Annotated in this window: 25 protein-coding genes and 3 pseudogenes; 20 read left to right on the top strand and 8 right to left on the bottom strand. The window is 59.9% G+C overall.

Annotated elements, in window-relative coordinates; translation table 11 throughout:
* Nucleotides 1–146 precede the first annotated feature (146 nt).
* The 10 genes from AC13RE_RS12150 to AC13RE_RS12105 all read left to right on the top strand — a co-directional run bounded on the left by AC13RE_RS12150 (nucleotide 147) and on the right by AC13RE_RS12105 (nucleotide 10271).
* Nucleotides 147–1625, top strand: coding sequence for a sugar ABC transporter ATP-binding protein (locus AC13RE_RS12150; protein ID WP_488563108.1), 1479 nt, complete (start codon nucleotides 147–149; stop codon nucleotides 1623–1625).
* Between the two features lie 56 nt (nucleotides 1626–1681).
* Nucleotides 1682–2686, top strand: coding sequence for an ABC transporter permease subunit (locus tag AC13RE_RS12145; protein WP_132721842.1), 1005 nt, complete (start codon nucleotides 1682–1684; stop codon nucleotides 2684–2686).
* Nucleotides 2687–2771: 85 nt separating this feature from the next.
* The gene (locus AC13RE_RS12140) at nucleotides 2772–3758 is read left to right on the top strand and encodes a substrate-binding domain-containing protein (protein WP_488563107.1); all 987 of its coding nucleotides are present in this window, start codon (nucleotides 2772–2774) and stop codon (nucleotides 3756–3758) included.
* A 60-nt stretch (nucleotides 3759–3818) separates the two neighbouring features.
* On the top strand, nucleotides 3819–4592 hold the full coding sequence (locus AC13RE_RS12135; protein ID WP_488563106.1) for an SDR family oxidoreductase: 774 nt from the start codon (nucleotides 3819–3821) through the stop codon (nucleotides 4590–4592).
* Nucleotides 4593–4624: 32 nt separating this feature from the next.
* The gene (locus AC13RE_RS12130) at nucleotides 4625–5617 is read left to right on the top strand and encodes a dihydroxyacetone kinase subunit DhaK (protein ID WP_488563105.1); all 993 of its coding nucleotides are present in this window, start codon (nucleotides 4625–4627) and stop codon (nucleotides 5615–5617) included.
* A 12-nt stretch (nucleotides 5618–5629) separates the two neighbouring features.
* Complete coding sequence (dhaL, locus tag AC13RE_RS12125; RefSeq protein WP_488563104.1) at nucleotides 5630–6277, top strand: dihydroxyacetone kinase subunit DhaL; 648 nt, start codon at nucleotides 5630–5632, stop codon at nucleotides 6275–6277.
* Between the two features lie 149 nt (nucleotides 6278–6426).
* Entirely contained in the window at nucleotides 6427–8526 is a 2100-nt protein-coding gene (locus AC13RE_RS12120) for a bifunctional sugar-binding transcriptional regulator/dihydroxyacetone kinase subunit DhaK (RefSeq protein WP_488563103.1), read from the top strand.
* A gap of 58 nt (nucleotides 8527–8584) precedes the next feature.
* Entirely contained in the window at nucleotides 8585–9226 is a 642-nt protein-coding gene (dhaL, locus tag AC13RE_RS12115; protein WP_488563102.1) for a dihydroxyacetone kinase subunit DhaL, read from the top strand.
* Between the two features lie 198 nt (nucleotides 9227–9424).
* Complete coding sequence (locus AC13RE_RS12110) at nucleotides 9425–9622, top strand: hypothetical protein (protein ID WP_488563101.1); 198 nt, start codon at nucleotides 9425–9427, stop codon at nucleotides 9620–9622.
* Between the two features lie 25 nt (nucleotides 9623–9647).
* Entirely contained in the window at nucleotides 9648–10271 is a 624-nt protein-coding gene (locus tag AC13RE_RS12105; protein WP_488563100.1) for a DUF1684 domain-containing protein, read from the top strand.
* 337 nt (nucleotides 10272–10608) lie between these two features.
* Here the strand turns inward: AC13RE_RS12105 and AC13RE_RS12100 are convergent, their stop codons facing one another.
* The 3 genes from AC13RE_RS12100 to AC13RE_RS12090 all read right to left on the bottom strand — a co-directional run bounded on the left by AC13RE_RS12100 (nucleotide 10609) and on the right by AC13RE_RS12090 (nucleotide 12942).
* Nucleotides 10609–11589, bottom strand: a complete 981-nt coding sequence (locus tag AC13RE_RS12100) for an SDR family oxidoreductase (protein WP_488563099.1) — start codon at nucleotides 11587–11589, stop codon at nucleotides 10609–10611.
* Between the two features lie 167 nt (nucleotides 11590–11756).
* Nucleotides 11757–12398 carry an NrsF family protein gene (locus AC13RE_RS12095; RefSeq protein ID WP_488563098.1) on the bottom strand — a complete coding sequence of 214 codons (642 nt, stop codon included), beginning with the start codon at nucleotides 12396–12398 and terminating at the stop codon, nucleotides 11757–11759.
* Nucleotides 12385–12942: a sigma-70 family RNA polymerase sigma factor gene (locus AC13RE_RS12090; RefSeq protein WP_488484647.1), complete on the bottom strand. Its 558-nt coding sequence runs from the start codon at nucleotides 12940–12942 to the stop codon at nucleotides 12385–12387. The genes AC13RE_RS12095 and AC13RE_RS12090 overlap by 14 nt, the downstream gene beginning before the upstream one ends.
* Before the next feature lie 260 nt (nucleotides 12943–13202).
* On the opposite strand from AC13RE_RS12090, the gene AC13RE_RS12085 reads away from it, so the two are divergent.
* The 3 genes from AC13RE_RS12085 to AC13RE_RS12075 all read left to right on the top strand — a co-directional run bounded on the left by AC13RE_RS12085 (nucleotide 13203) and on the right by AC13RE_RS12075 (nucleotide 15576).
* Entirely contained in the window at nucleotides 13203–13814 is a 612-nt protein-coding gene (locus AC13RE_RS12085; RefSeq protein ID WP_488484646.1) for a hypothetical protein, read from the top strand.
* A gap of 128 nt (nucleotides 13815–13942) precedes the next feature.
* Nucleotides 13943–14803, top strand: coding sequence for a cytochrome b/b6 domain-containing protein (locus tag AC13RE_RS12080; protein WP_488563097.1), 861 nt, complete (start codon nucleotides 13943–13945; stop codon nucleotides 14801–14803).
* The gene (locus tag AC13RE_RS12075; RefSeq protein ID WP_488563096.1) at nucleotides 14800–15576 is read left to right on the top strand and encodes a molybdopterin-dependent oxidoreductase; all 777 of its coding nucleotides are present in this window, start codon (nucleotides 14800–14802) and stop codon (nucleotides 15574–15576) included. The genes AC13RE_RS12080 and AC13RE_RS12075 overlap by 4 nt, the downstream gene beginning before the upstream one ends.
* A gap of 184 nt (nucleotides 15577–15760) precedes the next feature.
* Here AC13RE_RS12075 and AC13RE_RS12070 read toward each other — a convergent pair.
* The 5 genes and pseudogenes from AC13RE_RS12070 to AC13RE_RS12050 all read right to left on the bottom strand — a co-directional run.
* Nucleotides 15761–15997: pseudogene (locus tag AC13RE_RS12070) on the bottom strand (transposase domain-containing protein); the annotation flags it as partial.
* A 781-nt stretch (nucleotides 15998–16778) separates the two neighbouring features.
* Complete coding sequence (locus AC13RE_RS12065; protein ID WP_488563095.1) at nucleotides 16779–16991, bottom strand: hypothetical protein; 213 nt, start codon at nucleotides 16989–16991, stop codon at nucleotides 16779–16781.
* A gap of 183 nt (nucleotides 16992–17174) precedes the next feature.
* Entirely contained in the window at nucleotides 17175–17501 is a 327-nt protein-coding gene (locus tag AC13RE_RS12060; RefSeq protein WP_488563094.1) for a hypothetical protein, read from the bottom strand.
* Between the two features lie 224 nt (nucleotides 17502–17725).
* Nucleotides 17726–18853, bottom strand: coding sequence for a flavin-containing monooxygenase (locus tag AC13RE_RS12055; protein WP_488563093.1), 1128 nt, complete (start codon nucleotides 18851–18853; stop codon nucleotides 17726–17728).
* 16 nt (nucleotides 18854–18869) lie between these two features.
* Nucleotides 18870–19240: pseudogene (locus AC13RE_RS12050) on the bottom strand (GSU2403 family nucleotidyltransferase fold protein); the annotation flags it as partial.
* Between AC13RE_RS12050 and AC13RE_RS12045 the strand changes: the two are divergent.
* The 7 genes and pseudogenes from AC13RE_RS12045 to AC13RE_RS12015 all read left to right on the top strand — a co-directional run.
* Nucleotides 19227–19295 (top strand): annotated as a pseudogene (locus AC13RE_RS12045) (exonuclease); the annotation flags it as partial. The pseudogenes AC13RE_RS12050 and AC13RE_RS12045 sit on opposite strands and share 14 nt — an antisense overlap.
* A 272-nt stretch (nucleotides 19296–19567) precedes the next feature.
* Entirely contained in the window at nucleotides 19568–20602 is a 1035-nt protein-coding gene (locus AC13RE_RS12040) for an ABC transporter substrate-binding protein (protein WP_488484638.1), read from the top strand.
* A 5-nt stretch (nucleotides 20603–20607) separates the two neighbouring features.
* The gene (locus AC13RE_RS12035) at nucleotides 20608–21426 is read left to right on the top strand and encodes an ABC transporter ATP-binding protein (protein WP_488563092.1); all 819 of its coding nucleotides are present in this window, start codon (nucleotides 20608–20610) and stop codon (nucleotides 21424–21426) included.
* Entirely contained in the window at nucleotides 21423–22256 is an 834-nt protein-coding gene (locus tag AC13RE_RS12030) for an ABC transporter permease (RefSeq protein ID WP_488563091.1), read from the top strand. Before AC13RE_RS12035 ends, AC13RE_RS12030 begins: the two co-directional genes overlap by 4 nt.
* A gap of 26 nt (nucleotides 22257–22282) precedes the next feature.
* Nucleotides 22283–23641, top strand: coding sequence for an FAD-dependent oxidoreductase (locus AC13RE_RS12025; protein WP_488563090.1), 1359 nt, complete (start codon nucleotides 22283–22285; stop codon nucleotides 23639–23641).
* Nucleotides 23638–24795 (top strand): CaiB/BaiF CoA transferase family protein, encoded by a 1158-nt coding sequence (locus AC13RE_RS12020; RefSeq protein ID WP_488563089.1) that lies wholly within the window; start codon nucleotides 23638–23640, stop codon nucleotides 24793–24795. Before AC13RE_RS12025 ends, AC13RE_RS12020 begins: the two co-directional genes overlap by 4 nt.
* Entirely contained in the window at nucleotides 24792–25568 is a 777-nt protein-coding gene (locus tag AC13RE_RS12015; protein ID WP_488563088.1) for an enoyl-CoA hydratase-related protein, read from the top strand. Before AC13RE_RS12020 ends, AC13RE_RS12015 begins: the two co-directional genes overlap by 4 nt.
* Nucleotides 25569–25581: the final 13 nt, after the last annotated feature.

Raw genomic sequence — 25581 nt, 5'->3', positions numbered from 1 at the left:
TGTGCCCGGCAACAGCAGACTGCAGTCATAGACTTGACATTTGTCGGACATTATCTGACAACTGTAAAAAAACGAGCTCAGATGAGGCTCGGCATGATCGGTTCGTCGGCTGGAGAAACGGCGGGCCGGTTGCGGGAGGATTGCAAATGGATGAGTTGCTTGAGGTGCAAGGGCTGAAGAAGTCCTTTGGCGGCGTGGCCGCGCTCCGAGAAGGCTGCTTTCGGCTTCGCGCCGGTTCGGTGCACGCGCTCTGCGGCGGCAACGGCGCCGGAAAGTCCACGTTCCTGAAAATCTTGATGGGCATCCACAAGCGCGACGCGGGATCCATCCGCCGGCGCGGGCGGGAGGTCGATTTCTCGAGCCCCGCCGATGCGTTGGCATCGGGAATCGCGATCATCGAGCAGGAACTGAGCCCGATCCCGCATATGACGGTCGCCGAGAACATCTACCTTGGACGCGAGCCGTCGACGCGGTTCGGCGGCATCGACTTCAAGACGATGAACCAGAATGCTCAGCGCCTGCTGGATCAGTTGGAATTCAAGATCCGCGCCAATCAATACATGATGCATCTCTCCGTGGCGCAGATGCAGCTCGTCGAGATCGCCAAGGCGCTCAGCCATGACGCTGAAGTTATCTTCATGGACGAGCCGACATCGGCGATCGGCGAGAAAGAAGCGCAGCAGCTCTTCAAGACGATCGAGCGGCTGAAGGCGACCGGCAAGGGCGTCGTCTACGTCTCGCATCGCCTGTCAGAAATCTTCCAGATCGCCGATTCCTACACCGTCTTCCGTGATGGCAGCTATATCGGCAGCGGCAATCTGGCCGACGTCGATCGCCCGAGCCTGATCAAGATGATCGTCGGCCGCGAGCTCGGCGAGGAATATGTCAAAACCAATGTTCCGACCGACATCGTCGGCCTCGAAGTGACCAATCTGACGGCGCCCGGCAAGGTCGAGGACATCTCCTTCGAGGTCAAGCAGGGTGAGATTTTCGGCATCTACGGGCTGATGGGCTCGGGCCGTACCGAAATCTTCAACTGCATCTTCGGCCTCGACAAGATCGAGAAGGGCGAGATCAAGCTGCACGGCGAGCCGATCACCATCTCCAAGCCGGCCGACGCGATGAAGCACGGCATCGCGTTCGTAACCGAAGACCGGAAGGTGACCGGCCTCAATCTTAGCGACAGCGTGCGCGGAAACATCGCGCTTGCAAGCCTCCCGGAGCTCAGCCCGAACTTTGTCATGCGCCGCCGCCACGAAAAGGCCGCGAGCCAGGAGATGACGTCGCGCTTCGCCATAAAGGCCGCGCAGGACACCATGCTCGTCTCGGGCCTGTCGGGTGGGAACCAGCAGAAGGTTGTTCTCGGAAAGTGGTTCCTGCGAAATCCGAAGATCCTGCTGCTGGATGAGCCGACGCGCGGCGTCGATGTCGGCGCCAAGCGGGAGATCTATCGTGTCATGTGCGAGTTCGCCGCCGCGGGCGGTACGGTCGCAATGATTTCGTCGGAAATCGACGAAGTGCTCGGCATGTCCGACCGCATTCTCGTCATGCGCAACGGTAAATCCGCCGGTATCCACGCCCGCGCCGACACCGATGCACAGGTGCTCGTGCACCTGTCGACCTGACAAAGCCGACTGCGCCCCCAAAACATCATCGATCGCCTGGGAAGAGGTTCAGAACAGTGTCCCTTACAGAAAATAAGCCGGCGACCGGCTTTCTCAATTCGGATCGCCGCAGGCTGCTTGTTCAGGAATACGGCATCTTTTTCGCGTTCCTGATCCTGTCTGTCATCCTGTCGTTTTCCAACGAATACTTCCTGACGGCAGGCAATATTTCGAACGTGCTTCTACAGACCTCGATCAACGGCGTGCTGGCGATCGGCATGACCTTCGTCATCCTGACGCGCGGCATCGATCTTTCGGTCGGCTCCGTCGTGGCGCTGGCCGGCATCGTCAGCGCCAGCCTGGTGACGACCTCGGCGACCGCTGGTTTCCACGGCGCTCCCTATCCGGCCGGCCTGGGCATCATCGTAGGTCTCCTGGTCGGTCTTGCCTGCGGCGCCGTCGTCGGCTTCATCGTATCGCGCTTCGCCGTCCCCGCCTTCGTCGCGACGCTCGGCATGCTCTCGGCTGCTCGCGGCCTGACGCTGATTTATGGCGGCGGCAAGCCGGTTCCCGCCCTGACGCCCGCATTTCGCTGGCTTGGAACGGGCAATATCGGCGGTGTGCCGATGCCGGTCGTTCTGCTCGCCATCGTCTTCATCATTTCCTGGTGGATTTTGAACCGAACACGCTTCGGTCGCTATATCTACGCCGTCGGTGGAAACCCGCATGCGGCCAAGACCTCGGGCATCGACGTCACCCGTATCCGCTTCCTCGTCTATTGCATCTCGGGCGTTCTCGCCGGTCTTGCGGGCATGATGCTCTCGGCCCGCACCGGCTCCGCGCTGCCGCAGGCCGGCATTGCCTACGAGCTTGATGCGATCGCCGCGGTCGTCATCGGCGGCACGAGCCTTTCGGGCGGCGTTGGCCGGGTGACCGGCACTCTGATCGGAGCGCTGATCATCGGCGTCATGAACAACGGCCTCGATCTCATGGGCATCGAATCCTACTACCAGCAGGTCATCAAGGGCGCGCTCATCGTCGGCGCCGTCATGCTGGATCAGAAGCGAAATCAGGGGCAGTGACCCAACCAATTCGGATTGCAATCATGATCCGAGCGCCTACGGCGCGTCGATGCGACGGCCGAACATTCCTATGGAGGAGAACGAAATGAAGAAATTATTGCTTGGGCTTCTAGCGACCGCCGTCATCGCAGCTTCCCCCGCGCTTGCAGCGGACAAGAAGCTGAAAATCGGCGCCACTACCTATGGCCTGAATGCCGAATTCATGCAGATCTGGTCGGCCGCGCTGAAGCAGCATCCGGCCGTCAAGAGCGGCATGGTGGACCTGACTGTCTTCGACGGCCGCTACGACGCGCTCGTCCAGCAGGAACAGTTCAACACCATGATCACCCAGAAGTTTGACGCCATCATCTTTGTCCCGATGGATGTCGAGGCCGGCGCCGCTGCTGTCCAGGCCGCGCATGATGCCGGCATTCCGGTTGTCGGCTCGAACGCTCGTGTCAACTCCGACCTGCTGACGTCCTATGTCGGCTCCAACGACGTCGAAGCCGGCGAACTGGAAGCCAAGTCGGTCCTCGACAAGATGGGCTGCAAGGGCAACGTCGTCATCCTCGAAGGCCCAATCGGCCAATCCGGCCAGATTCAGCGCCTAGAAGGCAACCAGAAGGCACTCAAGGCTTGCCCGGATGTGAAGGTGCTTGAAATGCAGACGGCGAACTGGTCGCGCGCCGAAGCCCAGACGTTGATGGAAAACTGGCTGACGGCCCACCCGGGCCAGATCAACGGCGTCATCGGCCAGAACGACGAAATGGCGCTCGGCGCAATCGAAGCGATCAAGGCCGCCAACCTGAAGGTCAGCGACTTCGCCATCGCCGGCGTTGACGGCGTGACCGATGCGATCAATGCCGTCAAGCGCGGCGAGATGGCGTCGATCCTGCAGGATGCCAACGCGCAGGCCCAGGGCGCGTTCGATATCGCCATCAAGGCCGTCGACAAGGACTACCAGCCGCAGTCGCAGATATGGAAGCAGTATCCGGACATGAAGTGGGGCGAAGGTACCGACAAGACCTATCTCGTTCCGTGGACCCCCGTCACCAAGGACAATGCCGATAAGCTGCTGGAATCCCGCAAGTAAGACGATGAAAATGAGGGGCGGCGGATCGCCGCCCCGACCTCGAACATTAGGGCTTGAACCATGACCGATACCGCTCCCACGATCGACCTCAACTTTCCGCTCACCGGCAAGATCGCGCTGGTAACGGGCGCCGCCTCCGGCATCGGCTCGGCCATCAGCGATGCGCTGACCGCAAAGGGCGCCACGGTTGCCGTGCTCGACATCAATGCTGAGATCGCCGAATCCAAGGCTAAAGCGCTCGGCAATGGCGCCAAGTCTTTCGTCTGCGATGTGTCGCAGCCGACATCGGTTACTCAGGCGGTCGCTGACGTCGTCGCAGCCTTCGGCGGCATCGATATCGCAGTCAACAGCGCCGGCGTCGTCTTCCTCGCCCCGGCTGAGGATCTGGCGCTCGACTACTGGGACAAGACGATCAATATCAATCTCAAGGGCAGCTTCCTCGTCACCCAGGCGGTGGGCCGCACCATGATCGCCGCCGGCAAGGGCGGCAAGATCATCAATCTGGCCTCGCAGGCCGGTACGGTCGCCATCGAGGAGCATGTCGCCTATTGCGCCTCCAAATTCGGCGTCATCGGCATGTCGAAGACCTTTGCCGCCGAGTGGGGCAAGCACGGTATCTGCGTCAACACTATTTCACCGACCGTCGTGCTGACGGAGCTCGGCAAGAAGGCCTGGGCCGGAGAGAAGGGCGAAGCCGCCAAGAAGCGCATTCCCACCGGCCGTTTCGCCTATCCGGAAGAAATCGCCGCCGCCGCCGTTTTCCTCGCTTCGGCCGGCGCGAACATGATCAACGGCGCCGATCTGCTGATCGACGGCGGCTACACCATTCTCTGAGCTCAAACGCTCGGCCATTTCCAGGAGACCTCATGCAGCGGTTCGTCAACAATCCCGATCTCGTCGTCGAGGATACAGTCAAAGGCTTCGTCAAGGCCCATTCGGATATCGTACGCCTTGCCCAAAACCCGCGCGTCATCGTTGCCAAGCATGCGCCCGTCAGCGGCAAGGTCGGTATCGTCACCGGCGGCGGCTCCGGCCACGAGCCTGCCTTCATCGGTTATACGGGGAAGAACATGCTGGATGCCGTCGCCGTCGGCGAACTCTTCTCCTCGCCGACCGCGAAAAGCTTCTTCGACGCCATGAAGGAAGCCAATGGCGGCGCGGGCGTCGTCTGCCTCTATGGCAATTATGCCGGCGACAACATGAACGTCAAAATGGCGACCAAGCTTGCCGCCAAGGAAGGCATCGAGGTTCTGACCGTCGTTGCCAATGACGATGTCTGCTCGGCGCCGGCAAGCGAGCGCGAAAAGCGCCGCGGTGTCGCGGGTGAAATCTTCATGTGGAAGATCGGCAGCGCGAGGGCGACACTCGGCGGCACGCTGCAGGAGGTGCAGACCGTGGCGCAGAAGGCGATCGACAATTGCCGCTCGATCGGTGTCGGCCTCGGGCCATGCACGCTTCCGGCCGTCGGTCATCCGAACTTCCAGATCGAACCGGGCACGATGGAGGTCGGCATCGGCCACCACGGTGAGCCGGGCGTTCGCGTCGAGCCACTGAAGACGGCCGAAGAGGTCGCCAAGGACATGTGCCGGATCGTGCTCGACGATCATGATCTGCCCGCCGGCACGGAGGTCGCCGTCCTCGTTTCCGGTCTCGGCGCCACACCGCTCAACGAACTCTATATCCTGAACGACACCATCGAATCCGAGATCACCGGCCGCGGTCTCAAGATCCACAAGACCTATATCGGCAACTACTTCACCTCGCTGGAAATGGTCGGCGCGACGCTGACCGTTCTCGCTCTCGATGACGAGCTCAAGCCGCTTCTCGATCTCGAAGCGTCCTGCACCATGTTGCTCTGAGGATTGATGGCCATGCAGACATTCAAGAATTCTTCCGCAGGCGCCATCGTCCTTTCGATCGCAGACCGCATCATCGAAAACCGCGCCTATCTGAGCGAGATCGACGGCAAGATCGGCGACGGCGACCACGGCGTCAACATGGCCAAGGGCTTCGGCATGGCCGTGGAGCGGCTGACGGGCAAGGACGCTTCGCTCAGCGAGGCACTCGACACGCTCGGCACGCTGCTGATGACCGAAATCGGCGGCTCGATGGGTCCACTCTACGGCGTCATGTTCACCGAATTCGCCGAAAGGCTAGAAGGCAAGACCGATATCAACGCGGCTAGCTTCAGCCAGATGTTGCATGCCGGCCTCGAAGGCATCCAGTCGATCGGCTCCGCCAAGGTCGGCGACAAAACGCTGCTCGACACGCTGGTTCCGGCGATTGAAGCCTTCGATGCCGCCAACGGCGCCGGAAAGTCCTTTTCCTATGCATTGGCCGCGCTGATCGAGGCAGCGGAAAAAGGTCGTGACTCCACCATCAATCTCGTGGCGAAGATCGGGCGTGCCAGCCGTCTCGGCGAGCGTTCACTCGGCATTCTCGACGCCGGAGCAACCTCCTGCGCGCTGATCCTCAAGGAACTCGCGCTCGGCGTCACCGCCCGGCTCCAGGAAAGCTGAGGCCTGACGCCTGTCGAACGATCCTCGGGATGATACGATCCGCCGGAGGGAAAGCGGATCGCACCGGACCGCGACCGAAAATGGCGTTGCAATGCAGCGGCATTGACTGCATCTTCGCGATCCTTTGAGCGGGAGTTCGGTTCAGACGCATGGCGACAAAGTCACAACAGGCTCGCAAGAGCGGGGCAGCAAAGACGGAGGCGGCGCCGACGCCTGACCGCATGCCACTTCGTTATGGCGATGACCCCTATGTCTGGGCTTGCTGGCTCTATTATGAAGAGGACATGACCCAAGGCGATATCGCCGATGTAATGGGCATCTCGCGCGCCACAGTGAATACCTATCTAGCCGATGCCAGAGCGCGCGGCATCGTCAACATCGCCATCGAGCCCGCCCGCCTCGCCTCCCTGACCGTCGCGCAGGAACTCAAGCGCCATTTCGGCCTGGACGACTGTCTTGTCGTACCGAGCGACGACACGGCGCGCCCACTCATCGACCGGATCGGCGTCGCAGGCGCGCAGGCACTGCAGCGGCTGATCAAGTCGGGCGACACGATCGCGGTATCCTGGGGGCGGACCGTGCTTGCGATCGGCGAACGCGCTTCCGTCCGCGACCTGCAGGACGTCACCGTCGTTCAGGCTACCGGCGGAACGCGGGCGACTTTCGCCTATACGCCGGAACTGTGCGCCGCCGCGGTCGCAGAGGCCGTCAACGGCAGGCTGATCGGCATATCCGCGCCGGCCATCGTCTCGACGAGCGCTGTGCGCGATGCCTTGCTACAAGAGCCCCTGATCAGCGATCAGTTTCAGCAGCTCGTCGGCGCGAACAAGGCGATCTTCGGCATTGCCTCCCTGCGCCCGAATTCGACCATTCACACCAGCGGCTTCTTCGAATCCGTCACCCTGCAGGAATATCTGGCGAAGGGCGCTGTCGGCGTCATCTCCGGCCGCTTCATCGATGGGCAGGGCCGTCCGATCGTCGGCCCGCTCGAAGACCGGACCATCGGCATTTCGTTGGAGATGCTGAAGAATGTCGATGTGCGGATCGCCGCGGCTGGCGGCTTCGACAAGGTGCCGGCGATCCTTGCCGCCCTTCGCGGCGGCTATGTCAGCGTGCTGATCACGGACGCGGCGACCGGGCGCGGTATCTTGAACGCCGATGGCGTCATCGAGGTCAACCAGCGGGCACCGCAGCGGCTTCGGGACGAGGGCAATGTGGCCCAACCGCGCAGCGCCGCCCGCACCTATATCAAGAAATTCTTGAACGACCCCGACCATGCGGTGGAAGAGATGCTCGACGGCGTCGTTCGGGCGCATCGGAAATATCTGGCGCCGATCGATCGAACGAACCGCGCGCTGAGGGCCAAGGTCGGGCCGAGGCCGGGCAAGGTGGGTCTGGTCGTCGGCGGCGGCAGCGGTCATGAACCCTGCTTCCTCGGCTATGTGGGCAAGGGGCTCGTCGATGCGGTTGCGATCGGCAATGTCTTCTCCTCGCCACCGCCCGCACCGATCCTGAAATGTGCGCAGGCCGCCTCCAGCGGGGCCGGCGTGCTCTTCATCTATGGCAATTATGCCGGCGACGTCATGAATTTCGAGATGGCGGCGGAAATGGCGGAGGAGCAGGGCATACCCGTGCGCACGATCCTCACCACCGACGATATCGCCTCGTCGCCGCCCGAGGATCGCGACGGACGGCGCGGCGTCGCAGGCAACTTCTTCGTCTTCAAGATCGCCGGCGCGGCCTGCGATCGGGGGCTGTCGCTGGACCAGTGTGAAGCAGCCGCCCGCAAGGCGAACGAGCGGACTTATACCGTGGGTGTGGCGCTCGAGCCGGGCTCAATGCCGCAGACGCGGCGCCCCAACTTCGAAATCGGCCCCGACGATATCGAGTTCGGCATGGGCATTCACGGCGAACCCGGCGTCATCCGGGAACGGATGATGATGGCCGACGACATCGTGGACCGGGTGATGGACCGCATCTTCCTGGAGATGAAGGTCGGCGAAGGCGGCCGCGTCGCCGTCCTCGTGAATTCGTTCGGAGCCACACCGCTGATGGAACTCTACATTCTTTTCCGGCGTGTCGAGCAGAGATTGAGCGCCAAGGGCATCGTGATCGAGGCGAACTGGGTTGGCCACTATTGCACCTCGCTGGACATGGTTGGCGCATCCATCTCGATCCTGGCGCTGGATAGCGAATTGACCGAACTCTTGCACCACCCTTGCGAGACGTCCGTTCTGACAATCACTTAAGGATAAGATCGAGCGGCTGAGATCGCAGGATTGAGGTGGGGAAATGGGAGGAGACCATATGCGGGGAAACGCGGCGCGGACGCTCCATTTGATGTTCAATCGGATATCCTCCGCCATTGCCGGAGAACGGGACCACCTGACAGAACTCGATGGCGCGATCGGCGATGCCGATCATGGGATCACAATGTCGCTGGGCTTCGCGGCTGTGGTCAACGAACTCGGAAGGGCGGACCTCGACAATCTCTCCGCTGCAGAGGTCATGAGATTGGCCGCATCCGCCTTTCTCGATGCGGTCGGAGCATCGACTGGACCGCTCTATGCAACCGCCTTCCAAAGCGTTGCCGCCGCGCTGGAGGCCGAGCCTTGCCTTGACGCAACCGGGCAGGTCGCCATGATCGACGCTATAGCGAGCGGCATACGAAAGCGCGGCCGCGGGCAACGCGGCGACAAGACCATGCTCGATGTCTGGATCCCTGCAGCGGAAGCCGCCGCTACAGCCCAACAGCAGGGCCGAAGCATTTCAGACATATGGGCCGATGCCGTGGCTGCGGGGGAGGCAGGCGCCTATGCAACCCGCTCGATGGTCGCCACGCGCGGACGCGCCGCAAAGCTCGGCGAACGATCGCTCGGGCACATGGACCCGGGCGCGGCCTCGGCCGTGCTGATCCTGAAGGCAATGATGCAGGCATTTGTCCATTGACGTATGTCGCGGATCACCGACGCGATGTCGGTGGTCGATCTTTCGAGGTCGACCGCGAATGCCTGCTACGTCGTTCGGCGGGAAGCCAAGAAGGTGTCGTCTTGGAGTTAACCGCGAGGCTCTCACTTGAACATTTTCAATAAGATAGCACGGCACTTAATTTGAGACGAGGCTGTTGATGTGAGATTCTCGAAAGGAATGGGTTCCGCTGACACTCGGCAGATTTTGGGCGCAGCAATCCTCGGCGCCGGTGGGGGCGAAGCCATCCACGGTGTCCTCGATATGATGCATGCCTGCCAGACGATCGACACGTTTCGCTGGGCCTTGCCCATCCATCCGACCGTCTCCGAGCTCTTGCCGACTTTGTTATTGGACCTCAAGAATCGTGGTTCGTAAAGTTTACGAAAAGTGAGGATATTACATGACAGAAGACGAACAACTTTGGGAATGGCGGCGCAGGATCGCCGACCTTTATTACATGATACGCTCCAGCTCGGACGTCGCTGCTGCCTGGCACCTCTGGTGTGACACGCGCGCATCCCTGTTTCGCGATCATCCTCAGTCACCGATCGAGGCAGCAGAGCGGCAGGTGTTCGAAGGCCCGACAACATTTCCCTATGATCCTTCGTTGCGCTTAACCGTACGGCTTGAGCCGGTCACGTCGGAACAGATGACCGTTGCAACTGGAGCGGATGGCGACCTATCGATGCATTCGTTCGCCCGTACCGCGGGTCTTGAGACCAAATTGGGTGGCGAACTGACGCTTTACTGGATCGAGGGGTACGGCGGTGGTGTGTTCCTGCCCTTTGTTGACGCGACGTCCGGGACCGAAACATATGGCGGCGGGCGATATCTTCTCGACACTATCAAAGGAGCGGATCTGGGAGTTGTCGGCGCAGACGGTACGTTGGTCCTTGATTTCAACTTCTCCTACTTTCCTTCATGCGCGTATTCTTCACGATATGTCTGCCCATTGGCGCCATCGGGAAATCGATTGAAGGGTGCGGTCAGAGCCGGAGAACGCCATCCGATCTCGAAAGTGTGATTCTTCAGTGTTGCAGCGCTAAGGCCGGCGGGGATCGTATCAACGGGAGACCTGGCCTGCCCTGGATAGTTAAGGCGAGGGTCGCCGTGGATAGTGTTGCCGGACTGGCAGATGGCCTCGGTCGAGGCCTCTGTTGTCGTGCCGCAAAGGCGGCAGCGCGCGAGCGGACTGTCCAGATCATGCGACGGTCGCGTTGGACAAAGCGCGATGCGACGCATCGGCGGCAGGAGGCGCGGGGGATTTCGGAAACGCCCTTCATAGCCAATGCCATGCAATTGCATGATAAAATCCGGTATAGGTAATTCGATTGCGGGCGGGCTCGTCAGAGATACCTGTCCTATCCCAAAGCGTTTTGCGCTGCGCAAATCCTATCGATCAGAGCATCGAGCTCACCCCTTGGGGGACGATTTTTGGAGAGGCGATGCTTCAAATGCATGATCGGTTCGGCCAGGATTTCGTCCAGGTTCTCGGCGCAGGTGAAGTCACTGGCAACGCGCTTGACCTTCGAATTGTCGAAGATCGCGGTCCAGGCCTTGTCGCCGACCAGGGGCCCCACCCAATCCGGATTATACTTGATGAGCGTATCCGTTGGCACGTGGACGATTTTCGCCTCGACACCCAGCAATCTGGCGATCACCTTCTGAATGTCATCCCATGTATGGGCGCGATCGGAGGTGATGTGGAAGATTTCAGTCAGGGCTGTCTGCTTGCCGAAAAGCGCGACGAAAGGCACTGCGAAATCGACCGAGCGCGTCAGTGTCCACGGCGTGTGGCCATCACCCGCGACGATCGTGGGCTCGCCATCCAGCATGCGCCTCGCCATTATGTCGCTGTCACCTATCATGATCGGCAGGCCGGTGCGCACGGTGTGACTGGGACGGACGATCGTCCAGGCCAGCCCCTTTGATGCCATCAGCAGCTCCTCGCAGGCGATCTTTGCCTGGCTGTAGGGCCAGTAAGGATTGATGGCCGGCGTTTTTTCGGTGATGATATAGTGGCGTGCCGGCTTCTCGTAGACCGAAGCCGAAGAGATGAAGATGTACTGGCCGCAGTTGCCAGCAAACACCTCGATGTCTCGTGCAATCTGATCCGGCGTGAACGCGATGAACTGGCATATGACGTCATAGTTGGCCCTGGCGAGATCGGCATAGGCAGCCGATCCGAGTTCGCCGGTGATCGAAGTCACACCCGCAGGCAACGGGTCTCCCCTCAGGCCGCGATTGTAGACACTGACGCGATGTCCCTCGCCAACAGCACGCTCGACGCAGGGGTATGAGATTTGGCCGGTACCGCCAATGAAAAGCACGTTCAAAGCCATGTGAAGGACCTCGGTGTGTGATTGGTAGGATCAATGATTACCAGTCATACCGCGAAAATGCCCGATCGTCTCCCGCCGATCATCCTCACGATGACGACCACCATCAAAAAAACGGGAAAGGCTTCAGATCGGCTGCATGCCTGCGCCTCGGCAGGTCAAAAACGAAGCTACCAACGCAGACTGAATTTGCCGACCAGGCTTCCGACCAGCCCGCTCAGCAAGATGCCAAGCGTGTACCATATCGCGATGAATGGGATACCGTTTTCGACACAAGCCCAGGAATATACCCAGCCGCCGACGCCCCCCGCGCAAGCGCCTGCAACGAAACCGGCAAGTGCCGGGCGCGTGGGGGCTGCCCGCCTGAGAAACCACATGTTGGCACAGAAAGCAGGAATGCCGAAAGCCACGATCAGGAACGGGCAAAAGGACGCCGAATATCCGATGATCAAACCCGGATAGGATGAAACCGGCGACAGCGTGAGTTGAGCGACGGCCAAAAGCACGACGATGCTGAATGCCACGACCAGAACCCGAACCATACTACTGATCGCCCCGCCTGGGCGCGCAACCCGGTCAAGGGCCACGATCGTCGCGCTCATCAACACAGCAGTATATAAAAACTTCACCCAAAATGCCGCCGCCGTCACGTGGTGCAGATGCGGGCGAAAGCTGAGCGATATCAGCAGCGCAACAGCCGCGCCGATCACGCCGACAGTAATTGTAAGCGCAAGCCGCATTCGCAGCGCATGACGGCGAACCGGGGTGAGATCGCTTACTAGAGCCTCGATGAATTCATCATTTTTCGTCATTGGCAAAACCCAGCTTGCGTCCAATCGCGCGCATCCCGCGATGAATGCTGACACGAACCATTGCTTCAGACTGCCCGCTCTCGATCGCGGCTTCAGCGGTGCTCTTTCCGGCAATCTTTACCTGCCGCACAAGCTCCCTCTGTTTGGCAGGCAATTGATCGAGAAGACGGTCAATGTCGAGGTGAGCAAACAGCGCCTCCTCTCGAAATTCAGCCGCGATCTCGTCTCCCAATGCTATTTCGACGCCCCTTTTGCTGCCATTTGCCCTGAAATGATCAATCAACTTGTATTTCGCGATTTGGAAAAACCACGCGGTAAACGGCCGTTCCCGATCATAGGTAATGCGCCGGCTATGCACCGCCAAAAGCACCTCCTGGACCAGATCCTCAGCGTCGCGGTCGGCATTAGACCCAAGCCTCCGCCGATAAAAGGTCAAAAGCAGATCTCGCAAAATAACGAGCAAGCGTCTGTATGCAGCTTCATCGCCGTCAAGCGATAGAAGCATCAAGCCTTTCAGGACCTGTTCCGACACCGATTTCGTCATCCACCGACAGTCATTCGTTGACGAGCGCTACTTGTTACATCCTGAACCCGATTTTTTGTCGCCTGGCTTGTGATCACAACGGCGTGATCGCTGTAACGCATTCGCACGGGCTCCGAATGAGGGAGCGGAATTGAGGGACAATCTGCTGTTGCCGACAGGATGCGATAAGCACCTTGCCCCGTTTCCAAAGCGATCGCCCTACCTGCTCCAGATAGCCGGATGGGCATCATATCGAAAAGATGCAAGATATGGAGAGCAGTATGTCGCTCACGAAGTTGAAGATCATGGGTATGGTGCTGGCGCTGGGAGCCGTGACCACACTATCCGCACAGGCTGCCGACAAGGCACGCGTTCGCGGCGTCGTGGAAAGCCTCAGCGGCGATACGCTGATGGTCAAATCGCGCGAAGGCAAGGACGTGACGATCAAGCTGAAATCCGGCTGGGCCGTCAACGGCATCGTCAACGCCTCCGTGAAAGACATCAAGCCTGGCGATTTCGTCGGCATTGCGTCCGTTCCGACCGACAGCGGCATCAACGGGGCGCTCGAGGTACTGATCTTCCCGGCCGCGATGAAAGGCACCGGCGAGGGTGACTACGGCTGGGATCTGAAGCCGAAGAGCTCGATGACGAATGCGACTGTTGCCAGTGCCGTCACCTCGGTCAACGGCCCCACCCTGTCGCTCACCTACAAGGGCGGCGAGAAGAAGATCTCGATCCCGCCGGGCACGCCGGTCGTCACCTTTGGCAACGCGACGAAGGACGACATCAAACCCGGCGCAGGGGTCATTATCAACGGCACGACCGCTGGAGACAACACGGTTGAATCCGACCGTGTCGTGGTCGGCATAAATGGCGTCATCCCGCCAATGTGACGCATCCATGCCGACATCACGGGACTGCCCGGTTGCCGATCGCATCCGGGCAGCTCAATGAGCGGCGATAGCGTCGCAGCATATGATTTCGGACACCGCCCTCCGGCGGCACGTCAGGAGAATTATTTATGGCAAGCATCGAGCAGATCGGCACCGCGCCGCCATCTCCCCCGGCCAAGATCTTCGTTCGCCGTCATTCGGCTCTTACGCGGATAACGCACTGGATCAATGTGCTGTGTCTGACCTTGCTGCTGATGAGTGGCATGCAGATCTTCAATGCCGATCCACAATTGCATTGGGGAAATTACGGAGCGGTTGAAGATCCATCGTGGTTCGAAATCGCCAGCAATCAGGATGGCGATAATATCACCGGAATAGTGCGCATCGGCCGTCTCTCGATGACGACCACCGGCATATTCGGTGCTTCCACGGCCAACGGTGAAATGATGCCGCGCGCATTCCCGGCCTGGGCGACGATACCCAGCTACCAGGATCTTGCGGCCGGCCGGCGTTGGCATTTCTTCTTCGCTTGGCTGTTTGTCATCAATGGGCTCGTTTACATGGCCTACGGCCTGATCGGCGGTCATTTCCGCCGCAATCTCGCGCCGACGGCTCGAGATATCGCACCCGGAAACATCTGGCATGAAATCAAAGATCATGCCCGGTTACGCTTCCCGAAGGGCGAAAAGGCGCGGCACTACAATGCGTTGCAGAAGCTGACCTATCTTGTCGTTATCTTCATCCTGCTACCGCTGATGATCGGTTCGGGATTGACCATGTCACCCGCGATAGATGCCGGTTACCCCTTCCTGCTCGATGTTTTCGGTGGTCGCCAATCGGCCCGCTCCATTCATTTCATCACCGCCTGGAGCCTGGTGGCCTTCGTCGTCGTGCATATCGCGATGGTCATTCTCTCCGGCCTTTGGAACAACATACGTTCGATGGTGACCGGCCGCTACACTATCATCAACCAGGAGACCGACCGATGAGCTCCATCTTTACCCGCCGCCGTTTTCTCATCGGCTCGGCCGCCAGTCTGGGCGCCGTGGGCCTGACCGGATGCGATGACATTTCTCAGAACCAACATGTGCAGCAGGTGCTTGCGCTGGCGGAGCGGCTGACCATGGGCACACAGCGGCTTATCGTTTCGCCGCAGACGCTTGCTCGAGAATATACCGACGCGGACATTTCGCCGAGCTTTCATCCGAATGGATCAATTCAGCCAAACAGCGCCGAATATGTTCGGATGGTCGAAACCCAATTTGCCGACTGGCGGCTCAAGATCGACGGCATGGTCAATAGGCCGATGGAATTTTCATTGGCTGATCTGAAGAAGCTGCCTTCTCGCACCCAGATCACCCGCCACGACTGCGTCGAAGGCTGGAGCGCCATCGGTAAATGGCAGGGCGTTCCTCTCGGGTTGATCCTGCAGACTGCCGGTTTGAAGCCAGGCGCTCGCTACGCCGTCTTCTATTGTGCAGATGAACTGGAACAGACGCTCGATGGCAGCGGCCGCTATTATGAGAGTATTGACCTGATCGACGCCTTTCATCCGCAGACAATCCTCGCCTATTCGCTCAACGGCAAGGATCTGGAAGTCGAACACGGCGCTCCCTTGCGCCTGCGCGTCGAGCGTCATCTTGGCTACAAACACGCCAAATACGTCATGCGCATCGAAATCCGTGACCGGTTCAATGATCTCTGGGGTGGTAACGGCGGGTTCTGGGAAGATCGTGGCTACGAATGGTATGCCGGCATCTGAGATGTCGTGCCAGACGTCAATAATTGGCCGCGTCGACCGTAAACGATATCGGTGGCATAGGCGTACCTCACGCACGCAAGATTTCTGCACTACATCAGGGCCATCGTCCGCTTTGGGCCGACTGCCGACTTCAGTCGTTAGTCCGTCGCCATTAATTCCATAGTAGAAGCTCTTCAATCCCGCTCTATTTGTGCCCGTTGATGATGGCGGTCAGCGTGCTACTCAAATACGAAAACAGATCGATAGCATTGAGCTTACAGGTTTCGATGAGCGACGCGATAGTCGCCCAGTTCTCTACGCCGGCATCAAGTCCGGTGAACAGAGCATTCTTGCAGTTCCGCGCTATTGGCCGGATGGTTCTCTCAACAGTATTGTTGTCGATCTCGATGCAGCCTTCGGTGGGGAAAGGCAGAGGCCCATCCTTCTGATACAAGAATCCCGCTGTTATAAGATACTCGTATCGGGCAGCGGCCATTCCTCGAATCCTATAGCTGTGCTTCTTGTTGACGTTGAGCGTTGGAAACGGAACGGTTGCGGCGAGCATCATGAACAGGACACTGCCATCGCGGGCGCTGATCCTGGGATTGTTTCGGCCATCATCGGGCTGGGTTTCGTCATCGTGCCGCCAGCCCTGTCTTCAGAGGCTTCTTCCGTTGAACAAGGCTATGCTGTCTGGACCGCACTGATCCTCTGCGCGGCCGGCCTGACGTGGTCGCTCGGCTCCGCCCTGCAGCAGCCACTGCTTGGCCGACTGGCGCCGACGACCGCCGCAGGCGGCGGAAATAGCCATAACGGACCGCGAGCGCATTTGGACGGAGATTGAAGAGTTTCAGGAGCAGAACTCTAGGGCGTAGAAGTCTCTGCTCGGACGTGACGCTGCGAGCAGCCCGTAGCAGCTCTTCTTCAGATCCAAATTGCTTCGCCTTGAGAAGACGCTGATCAGCGCCGCGGATATTCAACTTATCGCCCGCCGCTTCTCCATCGAACCGGCGGCGTTGCTCCGAAAGCTGCAATACCTGACCTCACGCGGCCCATCTCCTGAAATCGATGGATGTGGTTCGATTGCCTCTTTCCAGGCTTCTTCGGGCGCAGATCAACATTCATGGCTATCCCTAGCGCGGGAAAAAATTATTGAAAGGCATCCGGAGGCAAGACCTGGGGATCCTGACTGCCGCTGGAAGCGAGCCCTGCAGGCACGCACCTCAATTCGCCCGCCGTCCACCGCCTTCGGTCCGGAGCTGATCGATGGCATCCAACGCCTCATCCGCTGACCAACCCGCACGCAGAGCCGCGGCGACCAGGCGAACCTCCACCTCCTGCTCCAGTTTAAGAAAGGAAACCTCGAGCGCTTCTTTCGCGGTCACGACGTGATCGTCATGCGGGGCAACGTCAGGAATTCTTGCAGTCTTTGGCACAGTACTCTCCCATCAAGTTGAGGGACTGTTTCAAATGGTTTGATTGCCGTCTGGATCGCGGCGAAAGAATTTCGCCAGCCCATTGTGCAACTAAGAGGTTCAGTCGGAAGTCTAATCAACGACCGTCTCACTCGCGGACGGGATAAGGATAGATGCGAGTGGGGAGAGAGCGTATCGGCGCTGCTAATCGCAGCGCCGGATGGTTTTCGTGATCTGATCACCGTTTTCATCGGTGCGAGTGACGGTCCTTGTCATGCATCCGCCGCGATCATTATAGCGATCGTAACGGTCACGATCACGATCGCGATCTGATCCAATGGCAATGCCCCGGTCGGTTAACGCAACATATGGATGGTGATGGCGATGATGACGATAGCCTTGATCATATGAAGGCCCATCGACGATGACCTCTTCTGCAACCGCAGCCGCAGGCAAACCAGCACCGATGACGATGGCCGCACAGGCAACAATTATCTTTCGCATTTGCGTATCCTCCTTAATTGCCCTCATGATCAACTGGCAAAGCGGAATAATGTTCCGCCCTACTCGCCTAATGGCCGGGTATCTTCCAAAACCTCTTCACATCCTAACCGGTGCTGTCGTCATTTTTGGGAAGCGATCAAAAGGGCATTGCCAAGCATTTAAATGGAGTTTTTGGGGTGTCCCGGCCGGGACCGCGGAGCGGCGACAACTTATTAGTTTGCGCCACTTTAACTCCACCCAGATGAAACACCTTACACGTGGACCGTTGTCGCGATCGACCTTGCGATTTGCAATGCCTCGATGCCAATCTGGCGAAGCAGGCCGGTGGTGGCTGGATTGAAGCCGCAGAAGTATAGACCGTCATTTCCCGGCTGAAGTTCGTCCCTTGCCGGCTTCCCGGCATTCGAAAACCGGTCCGCCAAATCCGGCAGAAATGTTTCGAGAGATGGCCTATAGCCGGTCGCCAGCACAATCGCATCGAAGTCAGCGGATCGATCATTGACGAAGAACACGCTCGCACCGTCCGACATTTCGATACCAGGGTACACCTTGATCCGACCATCCCTGATCTTCGCGATGGTACCGATGTCGATCAGGGGAGTCCGGCCTTGCTCTATCATCGTGGTCAGAGGACCTTGCCGGGAGCGCTTGAGACCGAGTTCCTCGATATCGGGGTAGCGTAAATGCAGAATAGGCGCGTTTACCGCGTCGACCATTCTGTGCGGAAAGTGTTGTTGAGCGATGGCGATCGTCGCACTTGGCAGGCCAAAAATCTCTCTCGGTACGACATTGACCGGACCGCGGACCGACATGGCGACATCAAGACCCGCTTCGGCACATTCCAGTGCAATCTCTCCTGCCGAGTTTCCGAAGCCGACGACCAGGATTCGACCTGCGTCGAGGGCAGAAGCATTCCGGTATTCGGAAGAGTGAATGATATTTCCTGGAAAATTGTTCTGACCGGCCCAATGCGGTCTGAGGGGAGTCCTCGAGAGACCGGTCGCGATTACGACGGCTCTCGCCTCGAATACATCGCCGTCGGTGGTCTCGACACTCCAATCCGTCTTTTTGGCTACGCGCACGACAGTCTTGTCGGTGAGAATTCGAAGGTTGTTTTCCCGCTCATAGCTTTCGAGGTAGTCGATGACCTGCAGTCGCGACGGATATCTCGGGAAGCCAGCGGCCATCGGTCTTCCCGGAAGCGCTGAGTGACGTTTGTCGGTATGGAGGTGAAGACGATCGTAGTGCCGCCGCCACGACGCGCCAATTTTGCTTGTCGCTTCAAGGATGATGGAACGGCAGCCCCTCGCACGAAGAGCCGCGGCGCATGCCAATCCGGCCGGGCCTGCACCAATTATGACTGTCTCCTCGTCAGTCATGTGCAATTCCTCGAGTAAGCGCCAAGTCAGCAGATCGCCTTGGCTGCTGCAGGACTTCAAAGAGCAGCGCGGCTTGACGAAGGTTCTTCTCTCGCTTTGCTGCCTCCTGTCCATCAGTGTGTTTGCGGCTGGCGACTATGAGCTTGTGGACCGTATACTCGGGCCGGCCAGGAACGACAACTGGGACTCCGCTTCGGTGGAGCAACATTGTCCTGACGGGCTCCCTTATGAGGAAGTCGAGAGAGTGGAGTGGATCCGAGCTGGCGCCACCCAGGCGGGCATCGTTGCCGGCTGGTCGATATAGTCGTCTGAACCACGGTTCGACGTCAGGAACTCAACCCTATAACCCTCGGCATTCTGAAAGGCCGACGAAGCCGCGGATCCCGATCCGGTGATTGCCCAGATCGGCACGGTAAAAATCGGGCTGGAGGATGAGTTGCCTCCAATCGGCTTGACGGGGTAGTCGAAGTTTTCGTCCGCATCCGGTGGGGTCAATGTTCAGTGCTGATTGATACGGCATCTCCGCCGTGCGCCCACGACCGGTAGATATCCCCCCGCGTCAACTGCGACGAACCTAGGTGCCGTTGCCTTTTTGGCAATCAATAGTGCGCATAATTGTTCTTTATTAGAACACTGAATTCCCCCATCATTCCTGCCATTGGTGGATAACGAGACGAAAAGTCCGATCGCTCAATCAACAGGGGAACTATCAGCATGTCTCAATTCATGATGAATCGCCGTCGTTTCCTGTCCAATGCTGCTTTGGTCGGGGGCGTCGCCGCGACGCAGACTTTCATCGGCATCCGGGCTGGCAAAGCGGCCGATGTCGCGGAGGTCCGCATGCAGCTCGGTTGGCTCGCCTCCAACGGCCTGATCGGCGAAGTTGCTGCGCAAAAGAAGGGCTTCTTTACCGAACAGGGCATTAACCTCACCATTGTGCCGGGCGGTCCGAATGTCGATGGCGTTGCCGGCGTTGCGGCCGGACAATCCACCATCGGGCAGATTTCCTCCAGCCCGTCGGTCATGCTCGCGCGCTCGGCCGGCATGCCGGTCAAGGCGTTTCTGGCTGGTTATCGCAAGCACCCCTTTACCTATTTCTCGCTGAAGAAGGCGCCGATCCGCGAACCGAAGGACATGATCGGCAAGACGATTGCCACCCAGCCGACAGCCTTCATCCTGCTGCGCGCCCTCCTCGCCCAGAACGGCATTCCGGAGGACAAGGTGAAGATGGTCAACATGGGCTCCGACATGAACCAACTGATGACCGGGCAGGCCGATGCCGTCACCGGTTGGGTGACGAACACGAATGCGTTGAAGGTGCTCGGAGACGACCGCGTCGACATGATGTTGTGGGATGCCGGTCTGCAGCTCTACGCCAACGTCTATTATACGACCGATGAACAGCTCGACAAACATTCCGACGTGCTGGTGCGCTTCACCACGGCCGCCGCCAAGGGCTGGGGTTATGTGCGCGACCATCCGGAAGAAGCGGTCGACATGCTGGTCGATGCCTATCCCAACCTCGACAAGGCCAGCGAGCTCGAGGCCGTCCACCCGGTCATCGATTTCTCCTTCGGCGACAGCACCAAGCAGACCGGCTGGGGCGCCATGAACAAGGACAATTGGGCGGCCCAGATCAAGGCCTATGCCGATCTCAAGCAGTTTGCCGGCGCCATACCGACCGTCGACGACGTCGCCACCATGGCGATCCTCGACGCGACGACCGATATCCGCAAGCAGATCGGGTGAATGTCATGATGAGCGCCGCCACCATCAAGCAGCCACATCCGCTACCAGCAGCCGAAACGACAAGGCTTGCGGTTTCCATTCGCGATCTCGACATTCGCTTCGGCGACAAGGGCAACGAGTTCACCGCACTTTCCAAGGTGTCCGTCGATATTCCGGAGGGGTCGTTCGTCACCATGCTCGGGCCATCCGGCTGCGGCAAGTCGACCTTGCTGCGCTGTATTGCCGATCTCGTTGACATCAGCGACGGTTCGGTTTCGGTGTTCGGCCGGCCACCACGAGAGGCACGTCAGGGTCGCGATTTTGCCTTCGTTTTCCAGGAAGCGACGCTTTTACCGTGGCGGAGCGTCATCGACAATGTCCGCCTGCCGCTGGAAGTCGGCAGGCACGACAAGAGCTCCTACGCCGATCCCATGGAGCTGCTCGCCCTCGTCGGCCTCAAGGGTCGCGAAAATGCCCTGCCGCACGAATTGTCCGGCGGCATGCGCCAGCGCGTCGCGATCGCCCGCGCCCTGATAACCAAGCCTCGTATCCTGCTGATGGACGAGCCCTTCGGAGCTCTGGATGAAATCACCCGTGACAAGCTCAATGAGGAACTGCTTCGCATCTGGCGCGAAACCGGCACGACCATTGTTTTCGTCACCCATTCCATTCCGGAGGCGGTCTTCCTCGGCCAGCATGTGCTGATGCTGCAGGCCCATCCCGGCCGGGTGAAAGAGTTCATGAAGGTCGATCTTCCCTATCCCCGCGCCCTTGCGATGCGCGACACGATCGACTTCATCAAGGTAACGGCGCATCTGCGCGCGCTGCTGGAGGAATGCATATGAGCAACGCCGTGCACTCTGACTTCGGCCGTATCGCGAAGACGCCGCGCAAAGTCGCTATCCTCGACGCAACCGTGGGCGTTCTCTCCTCGCACATGCCGGCGATCCTGGCGGCACTCGGCTGCATCGTGGTTTGGCAGGCGGTCATATGGATCTTCAAGATCCCGACCTTCATGGCGCCGAGCCCGCTCGATGTTCTCTACGCCTTTCGCGACAATGCCGCGACGCTTACGAGAAACTTCCTGCCGACCGTGCTCGAGGCCGTTCTCGGTTTCGTCTTCGGCAATCTCGTCGCCATCTTGCTGGCGATCTGGTTCGTCCACAGCACGACGGCCGAGAAGGCCTTCTATCCGATCGCCGTCTTCGTCAAGGCGATCCCGATCATCGCGCTGGCGCCGATCCTCGTCCTGATCTTCGGTAACGGCGTTGCCCCGAAGATCATCATCGCCGGCCTGATCTGCTTCTTCCCGACGCTGGTCAACATGGTCCAGGGGCTACGCTCCGCGAGCCCTGCAATGCTCGACCTGATGCGGGTGCTTTCTGCCAGCAATTCAGAGATCCTCTGGAAGGTTCGTCTCCCCAGCTCGCTGCCATTCCTGTTCGCCGCGCTGAAGATCGCCGCAACGAGTAGCGTTATGGGCGCGATCGTGGCGGAATGGATCGGCTCCAGCTTCGGGCTCGGCGCCCTCATTATCGAGGCGACCTACAATTTCCGCTCGCCGCTGCTTTACGCGACGGTCGTCATTGCCGCGCTGCTGGCCGTGATCCTCTTCTTCATCGTCTCGGTCGCTGAGGCGAAGATGATCCGCTGGAAGCCGGCCGGACAGCACTAAAGCTTAGAAACATCGAGGGAACACCAATGGAACAGGTTATTCACCAGCCTGCACGGGATATCCGTGTCGTCGATCGCTCCGATGTGGTCGTGGTCGGCGGCGGCCCGGCAGGCATTGCCGCAGCTGTCTCGGCCGCACGCAACGGCGCCAACGTCACGCTTCTCGAACGCTATCCCTATGTCGGCGGACTTGCTGCCGGCGGCATGGTGCTCGTGCTCGACGACATGATCAACGAGCTCGAAATCACCGTGCGCGGCATCTGCATGGAGATGATCGGGCGCATGAAGCGCTGGGGACTGTGTGTTACCCCGACCGATCGCGATCGCCTGATCGAATTCCGCGATACGCCGGAGGCCTGGCAGCGCTGGGCGCGCTGGGGCCTCTTCGACTTCCACACCCAGTCGATGCCGCATCCGATCTGCTTTTCGGCCGCCTTCGATCCCGACGCCTTCAAGCGCGCCGCCTATGACATGATTGCCGAAGCGAGGATCAAGCTCAGGACCCATAGCTGGTTCTCCTCGGCGATCGTCGAGGATGGCGCAATCAAAGGCGTGATCTGCCAGACCAAGGAAGGCATGCAGGCGATCCTCGGCGATGTCATCATCGATACGACGGGCGATCTCGATGTCGCCGCAAGCGCGGGAGCTTCCCATGTCGAATCTAACTTCATCCTGACGACGGTCTCGCGCTGGGGCGGCGTCGATACGGAAGCGGCGGAGCGTTTCGAACAGCAGGAGCCGCAAGCCTTCAAGGCGCTCGATCATGAAGCCAAGCGGCTGATCGGTGGCTGCTGGTCCTTCTGGTGGCTGAAGACACCGCTTCCCGGCGTCGTCTGGCTGAACTGCCCGCATATGCCAACGCTGAGTGGTCTGAAGGTCGATGATCTGACCAAGGCGGAGATGGAAGGCCGCTCAAGGATCGCAAAGCTGCTCGATTTCGCGCGGGAAAAAATGCCGGGCTTCGAGAATGCCTATGTCGTCGACTTCGCACCGCAAACCGGTGTGCGCCAGACGCGGCTGTTGCAGGGAGATTATGTAGTGACGAAGGATGACGTCATGACCCGGCGGCATTTTGCCGACACGGTCTGCCGCGGCCGCGATTACTATACGCCCTACCGCGCAATGCTGCCGAAGGAGATCGACCAGCTGATCGTTGCCGGCCGGCATTATTCGGCAACGCCGCAGGCGCAGAAATCCAGCCGCGAGATCCCGCCCTGCATGGCGATGGGCGAAGCAGCGGGTGTCGCAGCAACGGTTGCCCTCAATGCCGGCACGACCGTTCGCAGGGCCGATATCAGGGCAATTCAGAAACAGATGCGGGCCCAGGGCGCCGATCCCGGCGACATCCCCTCGGAGAACGCGACCTATTTGGAGGCTGCAGAATGACGACTTTGCCACTCGACGGAATCCGCGTGATCGACTTCACGCAGGTCATGCTCGGCCCTTCCTGCACGCAGGTCCTGGCCGATTACGGCGCCGAAGTCATCAAGATCGAAAAGGTGAAGATCGGCGATCTCTCCCGTTGGTCGCTGGGCTCCGATCCTGACGGGCTCAACAACCCGGTCTTCTGCTCGCTCAACCGCAACAAGAAGAGTCTGGCGCTGGATCTGAAGGATGCCGGTGCCCGCAAGACCGTCCAGGCACTGCTCGAAACGGCTGACGTCGTCGTCAACAACTTCCGGCCAGGCGTGATGGAACGCATGGGCTTCGGTTATGATGACCTGACGAAGATCAATCCGCGGCTGATCTACGCCGTCGGCACCGGCTTCGGGCTGACCGGCCCCTACCAGCACAAGGGCGGCCAGGACGTGCTGGCGCAAGCCGTCTCCGGCGTCATGCGCCGCAAGTCCGACAACAGCCACCCGACCTCGATCTATGCCACGCCGCTTGCCGATTATTCGGCCGGCATGCACCTCGTTCAGGGCATCCTGCTTGCCCTTCTGCAGCGCGACAAGACGGGTGTGGGACAGCAGGTGGCCGTCAGCCTCTACAACTCCATGATCGCTATGCAGATGCAGGAGGGTACGACGCATCTAATGCGGCAGAAGGACCTGAACTGGGGTGCTTTCCCGCTGACGGGCGTCTTCGAAACGACGGACAGTGCAATCGTCATGGTCGGCGCTTTCAAGCAGAACCCCTTGCGCGATATCTGCGAGGCGCTTGAGATCGAGGACCTCTCGCAATATCCGCACTACAAGGATTTCGATGCGCAAATGGCACGGCGACCGGAATTGCAGGCGATCTTCCGCGACAACTTCGCCAAGAACAGCACGGCGCACTGGATCGCACGGCTGGAAGGCGTCGACATCCTCTGCGCGCCGGTGCGTTCGCTCCCCGAGGCGCTGAAGGACGAGCAGACGATCATCAACAAGATGATCCTCGAGGCCGGCGAAACCGCGGCCGGTCCGATTCGCCTGATCGGTTCGCCGATCGACATGTCGGCCGCACAGGTCACCGTTCGAATTTCTCCGCCGCAGCTCGGCCAGCACAATGACGAAATTCTGGCTTCACTTTCCGAGGTGCAGGGAGACGCAGCATGAGCGTCTCCTTCACCGTAGGAGATCGCGTCGCCCGCGTCACGCTGGACCGGCCCGACCGGATGAACGCCGTCGATGCCCAAACAGAAGCGGAACTTGAAACGATCTGGACGGAGATCGAGAAGCGTGACGATATCAGCTGCGTCGTCCTGACCGGCTCCGGCGAAAAGGCTTTTTGCACAGGCGCGGATCTGAAGGGCGGAAGCGGCAGTTCCGGCGTCGATTATTGGACCGTCGGGCGGGAAAGCGGCTTTGGCGGCCTCGCCTTCCGCCGCTCGCTCGACGTGCCCGTCATCGCCCGCGTCAACGGCTATGCGCTGGGCGGCGGTTTCGAAATGGTGCTCGGCTGCGATATCGTCATTGCGGTGGAAACGGCACGCTTCGGCCTGCCGGAAGCGCGCGTCGGCCGCATGCCGCTCGATGGCGGCATGGTGCTCCTGCAACGCAAGATCCCGTTCAACCGCGCCATGGCCGTGATGCTGACGGGGCGGCAGTTCAGCTCCCACGAGATGGCAAGCTTTGGTGTCGTCAACGAAGTCGTGTCGGCTGGCGAACTCGATGCGGCTGTCGATCGCTGGGTCGCCGACATCGTCGCCTGCGCGCCGCTGTCGCTGCGGGCGATCAAGCAGACGGTCAATCGCACCGCGCATTTGAGCCCGGCCGAGGCGCAGGCGCTACGGACGCCGGCCCTCATCAAGGCGTTGAGAAGCGAGGATGCCATAGAGGGGGTTACGGCCTTCCGCGAGAAGCGTGCGCCCGTTTGGCGCGGCAGATAGGCATGCTATAGCT

Source organism: Martinezella sp. CNPSo 3959, from assembly GCF_057784355.1.
This window is presented reverse-complemented; position numbering and strand designations above follow the sequence as displayed.

Coding starts and splice junctions, on each gene's coding strand:
- AC13RE_RS12085 (WP_488484646.1), top strand. CDS start 13,203: ATGTCGCTCACGAAGTTGAAGATCATGGGTATGGTGCTGGCGCTGGGA.
- AC13RE_RS12150 (WP_488563108.1), top strand. CDS start 147: ATGGATGAGTTGCTTGAGGTGCAAGGGCTGAAGAAGTCCTTTGGCGGC.
- AC13RE_RS12120 (WP_488563103.1), top strand. CDS start 6,427: ATGGCGACAAAGTCACAACAGGCTCGCAAGAGCGGGGCAGCAAAGACG.
- AC13RE_RS12080 (WP_488563097.1), top strand. CDS start 13,943: ATGGCAAGCATCGAGCAGATCGGCACCGCGCCGCCATCTCCCCCGGCC.
- AC13RE_RS12105 (WP_488563100.1), top strand. CDS start 9,648: ATGACAGAAGACGAACAACTTTGGGAATGGCGGCGCAGGATCGCCGAC.
- AC13RE_RS12135 (WP_488563106.1), top strand. CDS start 3,819: ATGACCGATACCGCTCCCACGATCGACCTCAACTTTCCGCTCACCGGC.
- AC13RE_RS12025 (WP_488563090.1), top strand. CDS start 22,283: ATGGAACAGGTTATTCACCAGCCTGCACGGGATATCCGTGTCGTCGAT.
- dhaL (WP_488563104.1), top strand. CDS start 5,630: ATGCAGACATTCAAGAATTCTTCCGCAGGCGCCATCGTCCTTTCGATC.
- AC13RE_RS12060 (WP_488563094.1), bottom strand. CDS start 17,501: ATGAGGGCAATTAAGGAGGATACGCAAATGCGAAAGATAATTGTTGCC.
- AC13RE_RS12075 (WP_488563096.1), top strand. CDS start 14,800: ATGAGCTCCATCTTTACCCGCCGCCGTTTTCTCATCGGCTCGGCCGCC.
- AC13RE_RS12130 (WP_488563105.1), top strand. CDS start 4,625: ATGCAGCGGTTCGTCAACAATCCCGATCTCGTCGTCGAGGATACAGTC.
- AC13RE_RS12110 (WP_488563101.1), top strand. CDS start 9,425: ATGGGTTCCGCTGACACTCGGCAGATTTTGGGCGCAGCAATCCTCGGC.
- AC13RE_RS12040 (WP_488484638.1), top strand. CDS start 19,568: ATGTCTCAATTCATGATGAATCGCCGTCGTTTCCTGTCCAATGCTGCT.
- AC13RE_RS12035 (WP_488563092.1), top strand. CDS start 20,608: ATGATGAGCGCCGCCACCATCAAGCAGCCACATCCGCTACCAGCAGCC.
- dhaL (WP_488563102.1), top strand. CDS start 8,585: ATGCGGGGAAACGCGGCGCGGACGCTCCATTTGATGTTCAATCGGATA.
- AC13RE_RS12090 (WP_488484647.1), bottom strand. CDS start 12,942: ATGACGAAATCGGTGTCGGAACAGGTCCTGAAAGGCTTGATGCTTCTA.
- AC13RE_RS12015 (WP_488563088.1), top strand. CDS start 24,792: ATGAGCGTCTCCTTCACCGTAGGAGATCGCGTCGCCCGCGTCACGCTG.
- AC13RE_RS12055 (WP_488563093.1), bottom strand. CDS start 18,853: ATGACTGACGAGGAGACAGTCATAATTGGTGCAGGCCCGGCCGGATTG.
- AC13RE_RS12140 (WP_488563107.1), top strand. CDS start 2,772: ATGAAGAAATTATTGCTTGGGCTTCTAGCGACCGCCGTCATCGCAGCT.
- AC13RE_RS12100 (WP_488563099.1), bottom strand. CDS start 11,589: ATGGCTTTGAACGTGCTTTTCATTGGCGGTACCGGCCAAATCTCATAC.
- AC13RE_RS12020 (WP_488563089.1), top strand. CDS start 23,638: ATGACGACTTTGCCACTCGACGGAATCCGCGTGATCGACTTCACGCAG.
- AC13RE_RS12030 (WP_488563091.1), top strand. CDS start 21,423: ATGAGCAACGCCGTGCACTCTGACTTCGGCCGTATCGCGAAGACGCCG.
- AC13RE_RS12095 (WP_488563098.1), bottom strand. CDS start 12,398: ATGACGAAAAATGATGAATTCATCGAGGCTCTAGTAAGCGATCTCACC.